Here is a 12,785-nt window from a genome sequence, read left to right on the forward strand (position 1 = left end):
GGACGGCCCCTTCAAGGACTGGAAAGATGAAGAAGAAAGCCGAATGGCCGCGCAGGCTGAGATCGCAGGAATGGTACGGCGGCACCAGCCGCGACGTGATCTACCATCGCGGCTGGATGAAGAACCAGGGCTATCCGCACGACCTGTTCGACGGCCGCCCCGTCATCGGCATCCTCAACACCTGGTCGGACATGACGCCGTGCAATGGCCACCTGCGCGAGCTCGCCGAGAAGGTGAAGGCCGGCGTCTGGGAGGCGGGCGGCTTCCCGCTCGAAGTGCCGGTGTTCTCGGCCTCGGAAAACACCTTCCGCCCCACGGCGATGATGTACCGCAACCTCGCCGCGCTCGCGGTGGAGGAGGCGATACGTGGCCAGCCGATGGATGGCTGCGTGCTGATGGTCGGCTGCGACAAGACCACGCCGTCCCTCCTGATGGGCGCGGCATCGGTCGATCTGCCGTCGATCGTCGTCACCGGCGGCCCCATGCTGAACGGTTATTTCCGCGGCGAGCGCGTCGGCTCGGGCACGCATCTGTGGAAATTCTCCGAGATGGTGAAGGCCGGCGAGATGACGCAGGCCGAGTTCCTCGAGGCCGAGGCCTCGATGAGCCGCTCGTCGGGCACCTGCAACACGATGGGCACGGCCTCCACCATGGCCTCGATGGCCGAGGCGCTGGGCATGGCGCTTTCCGGCAATGCCGCCATCCCGGCGGTCGATTCCCGCCGCAGGGTGATGGCGCAGCTTACCGGCCGGCGCATCGTCCAGATGGTCAAGGACGACCTGACGCCGTCGGACATCCTGACAAAGGACGCCTTCGAGAACGCCATCCGCACCAATGCGGCCATCGGCGGCTCGACCAATGCGGTGATCCACCTGCTCGCCATCGCCGGCCGGGTCGGCGTCGACCTGACGCTGGACGACTGGGACCGCTGCGGCCGCGACGTGCCGACCGTCGTCAACCTGATGCCCTCTGGCAAGTACCTGATGGAGGAGTTCTTCTATGCCGGCGGCCTGCCGGTGGTGCTGAAGCGCCTCGGCGAGGCCGGTCTTCTGCACAAGGACGCGCTGACGGTATCGGGCGAGACGATGTGGGACGAGGTCAAGGACGTCGTCAACTGGAACGAGGACGTGATCCTGCCGGCGGAAAAGGCGCTGACGCAATCGGGCGGCATCGTCGTGCTGCGCGGCAACCTTGCGCCGAAGGGGGCGGTGCTGAAGCCATCGGCCGCCTCGCCGCATCTCCTGACGCACCGGGGCAGGGCGGTCGTGTTCGAGGACATCGACGACTACAAGGCCAAGATCAACGACGACGCTCTCGATATCGACGAGACCTGCGTCATGGTCATGAAGAACTGTGGGCCGAAGGGTTATCCGGGCATGGCCGAGGTGGGCAATATGGGCCTGCCGCCGAAGGTGCTGAAGAAGGGCATCACCGACATGGTGCGCATCTCCGATGCGCGCATGTCGGGCACGGCCTATGGCACCGTCGTCCTGCACACCTCGCCGGAAGCGGCCGTCGGCGGGCCGCTCGCGGTCGTCAGGAACGGCGACATGATCGAGCTCGACGTGCCGAACCGCCGCCTGCATCTCGACATTTCCGAGGAGGAGTTGGCGCGCCGGCTTGCTGCATGGACGCCGAACCACGACCTGCCCGCCTCCGGCTATGCCTGGCTGCACCAGCAGCACGTCCAGGGCGCCGATACCGGCGCCGACCTCGACTTCCTCAAGGGCTGCCGCGGCAACGCGGTCGGCAAGGACAGCCACTGAGTTTTTCGGGCGCGGTCTTCGGATCGCGCTCGTTTCCGTTTCATTTCGGCACGGTCGGGCCTGTCTTCCCGTCTGTCGCAACGCTTCCTTTCCCTTTGCACCGCGCCGGTTGCATCCGTGCGGAACTGTCCGCGGCCATCCGACCTTCGTTTCGCAAGGCCGGTCCACTTCCGGGCCGGTCGCGGAAAGGGAGGTTCCCATGTCTGGAACGTCAAATCGCAAATCGCTTCTCCGCCTTTCGGCCGGTGTGCTGGTCGCGGCGGTCCTTGCCCTGCCGGTACAGGCGGCCGACCGCGGCAAGCGGGACGGCCTCGGGCTCGGTGTCGGTGTCAGCGTCGGCGGCATAAAGGCCGGTGTCGATGCCCGGGTCGGAGGCAGCAGAGGGCTCGTCGACGCGGATGTCCGGGCGCGGGCCGGCGGCCGGAACGGCCTCAAGGCCGATGCCAAGGCGAATGTCGGCGGCAGCCGGGGGCTTGCCGATGCGGATATGAAGGCGGGCCTTGGCGGACGGGACGGCGTGAACGCGCGTGCCAAAGCCAATGTCGGCGGCTCGGACAGCCTTGCCGATGCGGATATCCGGGCAACGGTCGGCGGGCGTGACGGTCTTGCGGCCGGGGTCGGCGCGACGGTGGGCGGGCGTGGTCTTGTCGATGCGGATGTCGATGTCAGCCTCGGCGACGACGACGTGCTCACCCGGCCGGATCGCCGCGACCCGCGCACGCCCGGCGACGACGATCGGTGGCGCCCTGATCCGGATGACCGCACCGTCGTGCGCGAATTCTCGCGGCTTTCCGGCGGCGAGCGCATGCAGCTCATCAAGCGCTGCCGCGGCGTCACCAGCGATGGTTATGATGTGGCGCTGGTGAAACTCTGCCGCCTGCTCGAAACGGCAGCGCGTTAAAGCGTTTTCACAAGCCCTTAAAGCGGAATCGCTTTAAGGGCTTGTGAGTCGATTCAGGGGCTTATGGCGCGCTTTGCGCATCCTGATTCAAGTGCGGCCCGCGTCAGCTCTGGCTCTGCGACTGGCTCTGGCCGGCAGGCGCCACCGTGATGGCGACGCTCATCGTTTCGGCCGCCGTGCCGACCACCATGCCGGAAACCGGGGCGGCGTCCTTGTAGTCGAGGCCGCTCGACAGGCGTACATAGCGCGCGTCCGGGCAGATCTTGTTGGCCGCGTCGAAGCCGACCCAGCCGAGGCCCTGCAGGTGCACCTCCGCCCAGGCGTGGCTTGCCGTCTGCTCGGGCGTTTCCATCAGCAGGTAGCCCGAGACATAGCGGGCCGGCAGGCCGAGATGGCGTGCGGCGGAGATGAAGATATGGGCATGGTCCTGGCAGACGCCCTGCTTCCTCTCCAGCGCCTGCTCGGCCGTCGTGTCGGAGGCGGTTTCGCCCGGCTTGTAGGCGACGGTCTCGTGGATGGCGGCCATCAGCGCATGCATGCGCGCCAGTTCATTCTCGCCGCTGGCAGATTTGGCGAGGTCGCGGACCAGCTTGCCGGGCCTGGTCAGCGGCGTTTCGCGCAGATAGAGCCAGAGCGGCACGAAACCCTGGTGCGGGCCGAAGACGCCGGCGCGGTCTTCCGTCTCCACCTCGCCCTCGGCGACGATGCGGATCGCCACCTGCTCGGCATTGGTGCTGACGAGATCGACATGGTTGCCGAAGTGATCGGTATAGCCGGCCTCCAGCCGTGCGCCGTGCACGGTGGTCTTCCAGTCGCGCACGATCTGGCCCGGCTGGGTCTTCGGCGTCAGGCGAAGCCGTTGCAGGGAATACTGCACCGGGTCGTCATAGTGATATTCGGTCGTGTGGCTGATCTTCAGTCGCATCGCTCGCCAGCCCTATCGATAGAAGCGGTAGCCTTCGGAGATTTCCTCTCCGAGGCGGTTGTTGTGCACGATGAACTCCTCGATGAACTCATGGAGCCCCTGTTCCATGATGTCGTCGATGGTGCGGCTTCTCAGCAGCATCAGCGTGGCGGAGGCCGTCTCGTGCGCCGCGTGGTTGTCGCCGTAGAGCTTTGCGAGATAGCCGAGATTGCTGACGATCTTGTCGTAGCTGTAGGCGAGCGAGCGCGGCATGCGGTCGTTGAGGATGAGGAAGTCGGAAATGTTGGTCGAGGAATAGTCGCCGTCATAGACCCAGCTATAGGAGCGGTGTGCGGAGACCGAGCGCAGGATCGATTCCCACTGCATGTTGTCGAGCGAGGAGCCGACCTTGGCGATCGCCGGCAGCAGCACGTAATACTTGACGTCGAGGATGCGGGCCGTGTTGTCCGCCCGCTCGATGAAGGTGCCGATGCGCGAGAAGTTGTAGATGTCGTCGCGCAGCATCGTGCCGTGGAAGGCCCCGCGGATGAGGCCGGTACAGCGCTTGATGCCGTCGATCACCTCGGGCATTTCCGCCGGGCGGACGCGCTTGGCCAGCATGTCCTTGAAATTGATCCAGCATTCGTTGGTCGCTTCCCAGGTCTCCCGGGTCAGCGCCGTGCGCACCATGCGCGCATTGTTGCGCGCCGATTCGATGCAGGACATCACGCTCGACGGGTTGGAGCGGTCGCGCAGCAGGTAGTCGATCGCGTCGGCGCTGGTGAGCTTGCCGTGCACCGCGTCGAAATCCTCGCGCACGCCGGCGCTTTGCAACACGCCGTCCCAGTCCTCGTCGGAGGAGCCGGAGCGCGTCAGCGCCATGCGCAGGCCCGCATCGATGAGGCGGGCGATGTTTTCGCCCCGCTCGATATAGCGGAACATCCAGTAGAGGCCGTTTGCAGTTCGTCCCAGCATCGGCTCAGTCCTCCAGTACCCAGGTGTCCTTCGTGCCGCCGCCCTGGCTGGAATTGACCACCAGCGAGCCTTCCTTCAGCGCCACGCGGGTGAGCCCGCCGGGAATGATCTGCACCTTGTCGGAAACAAGCACATAGGGCCGGAGGTCGACGTGCCGGGGCGCGATGCCCTTGTTGACGAGGATCGGGACCGTGGAGAGCGACAGCGTCGGCTGGGCGATGTAGTTCGCCGGCCGGGCCTTCAGCTTTTCGGCGAAGGCCGCGCATTCCTTCTTCGAGGCGGTGGGGCCGACGAGCATGCCGTAGCCGCCCGAGCCGTGCACCTCCTTCACAACCAGTTCTTCGAGATGTTCGAGCACGTATTTCAGGCTGTCCTCTTCCGAGCAGCGCCAGGTCGGCACGTTTTCGAGCATCGCCTTGCGGCCGGTATAGAACTCGACGATCTCGGGCATGTAGGAATAGATCGCCTTGTCGTCGGAAATGCCGGTGCCGGGAGCGTTGGCGATCGTGATGTTGCCGGCCCTGTAGACATCCATGATGCCGGGAATGCCGAGTGCCGAATCCGGCCGGAAGGTGAGGGGGTCGAGGAAATCGTCGTCGACGCGGCGGTAGAGCACGTCGATGGCCTCGTAGCCGCGGGTGGTGCGCATCTTGACCTTGCCGTCGACGACGCGCAGGTCCGAGCCCTCGACCAGTTCCACGCCCATCATGTCGGCGAGGAAGGCGTGTTCGTAATAGGCGGAATTGAAGATGCCGGGCGTCAGCACCGCGACACGCGGCTTGCCCGAACAGCCGGGCGGGGCGAGCGAGGCGAGGCTCTGGCGCAGGAGCTTCGGATAGTCCTCGACGGGCCGCACCTTGTTGATGTGGAACAGCTCCGGGAACATCTGCATCATGGTTTCCCGGTTTTCCAGCATGTAGCTGACGCCGGACGGCGTGCGGGCATTGTCCTCCAGCACGTAGAACTGGTCTTCGCCGGTGCGCACGATGTCGGTGCCGACGATGTGGGTATAGACGCCGCCCGGCGGCTTGAAGCCGATCATCTGCGGCAGGAAGGCTTCGTTGCGCTCGATCAGCTCGCGGGGAATGCGGCCCGCCTTGATGATTTCCTGCTTGTGGTAGATGTCGTCGAGGAAGGCGTTGAGGGCGATGACCCGCTGTTCTATGCCCTGGGCGAGCCTGCGCCACTCTCGGCCGGAAATGATGCGGGGAATGATGTCGAAGGGGATGAGCTTTTCGGAACTGTCCTCGTGTCCGTAGACTGCGAAGGTGATGCCGGTCTTTCGAAAGAGGTTCTCGGCGTCCCTTGATTTGGCGATCAGGCGAGCCCGATCCTGTCCTTCGTACCAGTCATGGTAGTTTTCGTATGGCTGCCGCGGGCCTTGGTCCGCATTCATCATTTCATCAAATGCCAAAGGCGTGTTCCCCATTTTTCGCCATTTGAGTACAACATCAGGGGCAATGCAAGAACCATGCTCAATTAGCAGGAAAGAATTCTCACACCGCTTTGGGAACGGTCAAACCGGCCGGCAGGACGGTTTTCCGGCGAAAGAACCGCACGGGAGTTCCCTCCACGCCGGTCTGCGGGAAGCAGGCGGGACAGGGTCTGCCGAAAACATGGGCAAATGCCGAAAAAGCGGTTTTGCCCGGTCTTTCGTTGAACCTAATCATCAAGGAAATTCCTTTGACCATCGTGGAGGCGGCGCCTATCGCTCGCGCACCGATTGTCCTATGCCGGAAGTCCCATGTCCCTCGATCGCCTGGCTCCGGCCATCTTCGTCCTGCTCTGGTCGACCGGCTGGGTCGTCGCGAAATTCGGCGCCATCGTCTCCGAGCCGCTGACGTTCCTGAGCATCCGCTATGCCGCTGCCGCCATTCTGTTCGCCGGCCTGTGTCTTGCCTCCGGCGTCGCCTGGCCGCGAGACCGGCGCACGATCGCGCATGCCGTCGTCTCCGGCGCCTTCCTGCACGGCCTTTATCTCGGGGCGGTCTGGTGGGCGATCGGCGAGGGCGTGCCGGCGGCGCTCTCCTCCATCATCGCGGCGCTCCAGCCGCTGATGACGGCGCTGGCCGCGCCCTTCTTCATCGGCGAGCGGCTGAGCCCGACGCAGAAGGCCGGCCTCTGTCTCGGCTTCCTCGGCGTGCTGCTGGCGGTGCTGCCGAAATTCTTTGGCCAGGGGGCCGCGGCAATCCCGGCCTTCGCCATCATCGTCAACATGCTCGGCATGGCCGCCGTCACCTATGGCACGATCTACCAGAAGCAGCATCTCCAGGCCGGCGACATCAGGGCCATCGCGACCCTGCAATATGTCGGGGCGCTCCTCGTCACCGTGCCCTTCGCGCTCTTCCTGGAAAGCCTGCACGTCGAATTCGGCTTGGCTTTCGTCGCGCTGCTCGCCTGGTCGGTGCTCGGCATCTCCATGGGCGCGGTCCTGCTGCTCCTCTACCTTCTTCGCCGCGGGCAGGTCTCCCGCGCGGCCTCCCTCATCTACCTCGTGCCGCCGATCGCCGCCCTGCAGGCAGCCGCCGTCTTCGGCGAGGAACTGACGATGCCGATGATCCTCGGCACGGCGATCGTCGTGGTCGGGGTCTATCTCACCAACCGCAAGGATGTCGCTCCGGCGGAATAAGGTGGCAGTCGGTGGGTGTCGCGTGGATCCTCGGCGCGGAGGCCGAGGATGATGGGGGGAGGTGAGGCTGCCCGCCCGTCAAACCGTGCGGCATGCGGCTTCGTTGCCTTGAGCCTGCAAACCTCTCTTCTTTCGTCATCGTCGGCCTCCGCGCCGAGGATCCACGCGACACCCGCGACGCCGGTGGTTGGCGCAAACGAAAACGGCGGGCCGAAGCCCGCCGTTTGCTCATCTTCTGATCAACCTGCTTACGCCTGCTCGCGGCGCTGGCCTTCCGAGCGGCGCGGCTTGCCGTGCTGGCTCGGGCGGCCCTGGCCGTTGCCGGCGCCGTGGTTGCGGTTCTGGCGCTCGCCCTGCTTCTGCTGCGGGCGGCCGCCATGGGCGCGCTTGCCGGCAGCCGGAGCGGCGCCCTCGGAGGCGGCCTGTGCACCATCGCCGAAGGGCTTGCGCTGCGGGCGCTGGGCGGCGCGGCCGTTGCCGGAACGCTGGCCGCCATTGTTGCGGCCCTTGCGCGACTTGCCGCCGGGGCCGGCCGTCACGATGGCCGGGGCCTCGCCGCTGGCGACCGTGATCTTGATGCCCATCAGCTTCTCGATGTCGCGCAGCAGATGCGCTTCGTCCGGCGCGCAGAACGCGATGGCGATGCCGTCGCGGCCGTTGCGGGCCGTGCGGCCGATGCGGTGGACATAGGCGTCCGGTACTTCCGGCAGGTCGTAGTTGTAGACGTGGGTGACGCCCGGAATGTCGATGCCGCGGGCGGCGACGTCGGTGGCGACCAGCACGCGGATCTCACCGTCACGGAAGGCCTTGAGGGCGCGCTCGCGCTGGCCCTGGCTCTTGTTGCCGTGGATGGAGGCGGCCTTGAAGCCGATATGGTCGAGATGCTTCATCAGCTTTTCCGCGCCATGCTTGGTGCGCGAGAAGACGAGCGACAGGCCATCCGGATTGGCGGTGAGCGTCTGCTTGAGGATCTGTGTCTTCTGGTCCTTGCCGGGCACGAAGTGCACGTACTGCTCCACCTTGTCGGCAGCCTTGCCGGGCGGGGTGACCTCGACCTTCTTCGGGTTGACGAGGTATTCCCCGGCAAGCTCGGCGATCAGCTTGGGCATGGTGGCCGAGAAGAGCAGCGTCTGGCGGTTCTTCGGCACGAGCTTGGAGATCTTGCGCAGGTCGTGGATGAAGCCAAGGTCGAGCATCTGGTCGGCTTCGTCGAGCACGAGGTAGCGGGCCTGCGTCAGCGTCACGGCCTTGCGGGCAACGAGGTCGAGCAGGCGGCCGGGGGTGGCGACGAGGATGTCGGTGCCGCGCGAGAGCATTTCCGACTGCTTGTTGATGGAGGCGCCGCCGACGACGGTGACGACGCGCAGCGGTGTCTTCTTCACGAAGTCGCGCAGGTTGTCGGCGATCTGGTTCACCAGTTCGCGGGTCGGGGCGAGGATGAGGGCGCGGATGTTGCGCGGATCGGGGCGGCGGGCTTCTGCAAGGAGCTTTTCGATCATCGGCAGGCCGAAGGCGGCCGTCTTGCCGGTGCCGGTCTGGGCAAGGCCGATCAGGTCGCTGCCTTCGAGGACGAGCGGGATGGCCTTTTCCTGGATCGGCGTTGCCTTTTCAAAGCCGAGGGCGGAGAGCGTGGCGACGATGGTCTTCGAGAGGCCGAGGTCGTGGAACGTGGTCAAGTCTAATACCTTTCGGGGCGCCAGGCGACTGTCCCGACCGCAGTTCCGGACGCAAGACAGCGTCACGCTTTTGCTCGAACTGCATCAGGCCGGAACCGCACCATGCGCTTCCGGTTTCGTCTGGCGTCAAGAACCCCGCGTGAATTGGGAACTTGTGGGTTGGTTGGCAATCGTCTGCGCAGTCATCCGCAATGGGAGGCGGATCGTTCTCTTGCGCTTGTCCTTCTTAGCATCCCGTTGCGGGGAAATCTCAGGCTCGCTCACGCGGCGGCCGAAGGGCGACGCTGCGGCTCATGTCGTTGTTTTGCGGCGAAAAGTCAAGTCCTAGTTTTCGCAGATGCGAAAAGACGGCCCTCACGCCATGCGCAGATCGAAGTCGGCGGCGGCGCAGACCGCCCCGTTGATCAGGATCTCGATGCGGTGCCTGCCGGGATAGTAGCGCCGCGTGGTGATCGCACGGATCGCGTGGTCCCGTGCGATCGCTTGGCTGGCGCCGGCCGGCAGGTCGAGTTGCTTCCACTTGAAGACCTTCGGCGCCAGCGTGCCGTTCGCCTTCACATGGTGGATCGCATAGTCGATCATCAGCCGCTGCGGCGCCGCATCCGCATTCGTCACGACGATGGAAAAGCTGAGCTTGTCGCCGAAGACCACGGCGGGCGCTGCGAGGGCGAGGGTCGCCTCGATGCCCCTGGCCACCGCAAAGCCGAAATTGGCAAGCGCTTTCGCATCGCCCTTCTTCAGCAGCGTGCGCGAGGCATGGCGCAGCAATTGCCGGCGCTCGGCGGAGGCGCCCTCGATATGCCGCTCGACGAAATCGGCGACGAGGGCCGGATGGTCCTTGGCGATGTCGTTGAGGCTGTTGGCGACGGAGCGGCGCACATAGTCTTCCGGATCGTCGAGGAGGGCGACAAGGATGGGCAGGATCGGCGCCGGGTCCCTGACCAGTGCCGGCAGGCGCATCGCCCAGGGCAGGCGCGGGCGGGTGCCCTCGCTGGCAAGCCGGCGGACGTGATGGTCGCCATCGGTCGTCCAGCCCGAGATTTCCGCAAGCGCCCGGTCCTGCTCGGCATGGATGAAGCGGCGGATGCCGAACTCCGCGGTAAAATGCGGCGTCAGTGCCTTGAGGAGGGCAAGCGACAGGTCCAAATGCGAAAGGCCCTGCTGCGCGACGAACTGGTTGACCGGCAGCAGCGCCCAGCCGGAAAGCCCCGGTCCCTCGGCATGCGGCAGCGCCTTTCGAAGGATCGCCGCGGCTGCGGCATAGTCGGCGGGCAGCGTCTGCACCAGCGCGTCCTTGATCCGCTCGGCGCGCTGCATGAGTTCCAGCGCCTCCATGCCGTCGCTTGCAAGCCGCGTGAAGCGGTCCGCGTCGAAATCCGGCGCGGCGCGGGAGACATGCTCCGCCATCTCCCTCACCAGTCCGGGATGCAGCAGGTTCTTGAGCGGTTCGGCCACGGCGTTCTCCTGTCTTTCGCGGGCACCCTAGCGAGCGACGGCGGCACGCGGATAGGGGGCACACGGCTTTCCAACAGCTTCGCGATGCATGCCACCCGGAACATGCGCCCATCCCTTGCGTTGGATCAACGCGCATCCTGCCACAATCCTGTTGGATGCTTTGCAGGGCGGATTCATCCGCCTGTCCATGAACCTCGCTACGGGAGTGAAACATGACCGCTACGACTTGGATTCTCGCCGCTGACGGCAATCAGGCACGCCTTCTCAAGGGGGTGAACCTGTTGAAGGATGGCCAGCAGAGCCCGGAGCAGGAGGTCTTTCGCTGGGAGCCGAAGAAGGCGCAGGACATCATGGCCGACAAGCCCGGCCGCAGCCATTCCTCCGTCGGCCACGGCCGTTCCGCGATGGAATATTCGAGCGATCCGGTGCGCGAGGAGCAGCAGAAGTTCACCGCTGAGGTCGCCGGCCGCATCGACGACTATGCCGCCGAGGGTGCCTTCGACCGGCTCGTCGTCTGCGCCGCGCCGCAGACGCTCGGCGACCTGCGCAACAAGCTCTCCGACAAGTCGCGCACGCTGACCATGGCGGAGATCGACAAGAACTTCTCCAACCTGCCGACGGAGAAGCTGATCTCCTCCGTTCGCTCCATCATGTTCAATGCCTGACCCTTTTTAGAAGTCGGTCGGAACGCCGCCCTCTTCCTTGCGCCTGGCGACGAACGCTTCCAGTTCGTCCGCGATCGCCGGGTCGAGTGGCGGCCTTTCGTAGGCGTTGAGCTTTTCCTTGAAGACCCGGTTGGCATGGTCGTAGGTGGTCGGCCGGCCGGCTTCCGTCCAGGTCTCGAAATTGCGCCAGTCCGACAGGATCGGCGAGTAGAACGCCGTCTCGTAGCGGGCGAGCGTGTGCGGCGTGCCGAAGAAATGGCCGCCCGGGCCGACGTCCCGCACGGCCTCGATGCCCAGCGCGTCGGGGCTGACATCGAGCGGCGCCAGATATTCGGCCACCATCTGCAGCATGTCCACGTCGAGGATGAATTTCTCGAAGGAGGCCGTCAGGCCGCCCTCGCTCCAGCCGGCGGAATGCATGATGAAATTGCCGCCACCCTGCGTCAGCGCCCAGAGGGAAAAGGCGGATTCATAGGCGGCCTGCGCATCCAGCGTGTTGGAGGCATTGGTGTTCGAGGTGCGGTAGGGGATGTTGTACTTGCGGGCGAGCTGGCCGCCGGCGATCACCGCCTTCATGTATTCCGGCGTACCGAAGGCGGGCGCGCCCGTCTTCATGTCGACATTGGAGGTGAAACCGCCATACATGACCGGCGCGCCGCGCCGCACCATCTGCGTGAAGGCGATGCCGGCCAGCGCCTCGGCATTCTGCTGCACGACGGCGCCTGCGATCGTCACCGGCGCCATGGCACCAGCCAGGGTGAAGGGCGTCACCACCACGACCTGGCCCCGTGACGACATCTCGATGATGCCCTGCAGCATCGGCCCGTCGAGCCGCAGCGGCGAGGAGGTGTTGATGATGGTGAAGAGCGAGGGCTCGCGCTCCATCTGCTCCATCGGGATGCCGCGCCCGATGCGGGCGATCTCGATGCCGTCGAGATTGCGCTGCCGGCCGAGCGAATAGACGTGGAACACCTTGTCGGTCAGCGTCACCAGGTCCGACAGGCAGTCGAGATGGCGGACGGAGGCGTGGATGTCGACCGGCTCGACCGGGTAGCCGCCCGTCGTGTGGATGACGTCGTAGGACTGGGCCAGCTTCACCAGCTTGCGGAAATCCTCCTGGTTGCCGGCACGCCGGCCGCCATCGCGGTCGGCGACGAAGGGGGCGGAGGCGACCTGCGCGAAGACGAGGTTGTTGCCGCCGATCTCGACATTGCGCAGGGGATTGCGCGCATGCATCGTGAAGGCGGGCGGGACGGAGGCCATCATGTCCAGGATGAGCCCACGGTCGAAGCGCACGCGGTCCGTGCCGGGCGTCACCTCGGCGCCCGCCGCCTTCATGCGCTCGCGCGCCTCCGGCAGGATGATGTCCATGCCGATCTCTTCGAGGATGGCGAGCGAGGCCTGGTGCACGGCCTCCAGTGCGTCCTCGGAAAACACCGCGGAGGGGGCCGTCGTGTTGACGAGATTGAGGTATCTGGAGGTGGCCGGCGGCCGGCGGATGCGCTCTGCGCTGCGCCCGCCGCTGCGGCGCCGGCGTTCGACGGGCGTCTCGGACGCCTCCGGTTGTTCGAGGTGATTTTCGAGTTTGATCACGTCGCCCATGTGCAGCGCAGCCCCGGTCTGGTTTGCCTCCTGGCCTTGTTGCACATCTTGCAACGGTCTGCCCCGCCATTTGCGACAGCGAAATGCCCTGGTGGATAAGCGGCGCCGGCGCCGTGCTCTTTCGGGGCGACCCTGCCCGGATGCGTGACTTCCGGCAACGAAGGGTTAACCATCCGTTCAAGGATTGCTGATACTCCCCGAGGGGTAGAAAT

Annotated in this window: 10 protein-coding genes; 4 read left to right on the forward strand and 6 right to left on the reverse strand. The window is 65.6% G+C overall.

Annotated elements, in window-relative coordinates:
- The first annotated feature begins 26 nt into the window (after positions 1-26).
- Positions 27-1,766, forward strand: a complete 1,740-nt coding sequence (araD, locus tag EV665_RS00135; protein WP_064330863.1) for an L-arabinonate dehydratase — start codon at positions 27-29, stop codon at positions 1,764-1,766.
- Between the two features lie 199 nt (positions 1,767-1,965).
- Complete coding sequence (locus EV665_RS00140) at positions 1,966-2,667, forward strand: hypothetical protein (RefSeq protein ID WP_133032663.1); 702 nt, start codon at positions 1,966-1,968, stop codon at positions 2,665-2,667.
- 103 nt (positions 2,668-2,770) lie between these two features.
- Here EV665_RS00140 and EV665_RS00145 read toward each other — a convergent pair whose 3' ends face one another.
- Genes EV665_RS00145 through EV665_RS00155 form a run of 3 tightly spaced genes read right to left on the reverse strand, consistent with a single transcriptional unit; the run spans position 2,771 to position 5,945 of the window.
- Positions 2,771-3,592, reverse strand: coding sequence for a transglutaminase family protein (locus EV665_RS00145; protein ID WP_133032664.1), 822 nt, complete (start codon positions 3,590-3,592; stop codon positions 2,771-2,773).
- Between the two features lie 12 nt (positions 3,593-3,604).
- The gene (locus EV665_RS00150) at positions 3,605-4,546 is read right to left on the reverse strand and encodes an alpha-E domain-containing protein (RefSeq protein WP_064330860.1); all 942 of its coding nucleotides are present in this window, start codon (positions 4,544-4,546) and stop codon (positions 3,605-3,607) included.
- A 4-nt stretch (positions 4,547-4,550) separates the two neighbouring features.
- Entirely contained in the window at positions 4,551-5,945 is a 1,395-nt protein-coding gene (locus EV665_RS00155) for a circularly permuted type 2 ATP-grasp protein (protein WP_206362217.1), read from the reverse strand.
- A 345-nt stretch (positions 5,946-6,290) separates the two neighbouring features.
- Between EV665_RS00155 and EV665_RS00160 the strand changes: the two genes are divergently transcribed.
- Positions 6,291-7,175, forward strand: coding sequence for a DMT family transporter (locus EV665_RS00160; protein WP_133032665.1), 885 nt, complete (start codon positions 6,291-6,293; stop codon positions 7,173-7,175).
- Between the two features lie 248 nt (positions 7,176-7,423).
- Here the strand turns inward: EV665_RS00160 and EV665_RS00165 are convergent, their stop codons facing one another.
- On the reverse strand, positions 7,424-8,851 hold the full coding sequence (locus tag EV665_RS00165) for a DEAD/DEAH box helicase (RefSeq protein ID WP_133032666.1): 1,428 nt from the start codon (positions 8,849-8,851) through the stop codon (positions 7,424-7,426).
- A gap of 354 nt (positions 8,852-9,205) precedes the next feature.
- Positions 9,206-10,306 carry a DNA alkylation repair protein gene (locus EV665_RS00170; RefSeq protein ID WP_064330857.1) on the reverse strand — a complete coding sequence of 367 codons (1,101 nt, stop codon included), beginning with the start codon at positions 10,304-10,306 and terminating at the stop codon, positions 9,206-9,208.
- Positions 10,307-10,518: 212 nt separating this feature from the next.
- Between EV665_RS00170 and EV665_RS00175 the strand changes: the two genes are divergently transcribed.
- Positions 10,519-10,971: a host attachment protein gene (locus EV665_RS00175; protein WP_064330856.1), complete on the forward strand. Its 453-nt coding sequence runs from the start codon at positions 10,519-10,521 to the stop codon at positions 10,969-10,971.
- A gap of 6 nt (positions 10,972-10,977) precedes the next feature.
- On the opposite strand, the gene EV665_RS00180 is transcribed toward EV665_RS00175, so the two are convergent.
- Positions 10,978-12,573: a trimethylamine methyltransferase family protein gene (locus tag EV665_RS00180; protein WP_133032667.1), complete on the reverse strand. Its 1,596-nt coding sequence runs from the start codon at positions 12,571-12,573 to the stop codon at positions 10,978-10,980.
- Positions 12,574-12,785 lie beyond the last annotated feature (212 nt).

The organism is Shinella granuli (assembly GCF_004341885.1).
GTDB lineage: Bacteria > Pseudomonadota > Alphaproteobacteria > Rhizobiales > Rhizobiaceae > Shinella > Shinella granuli.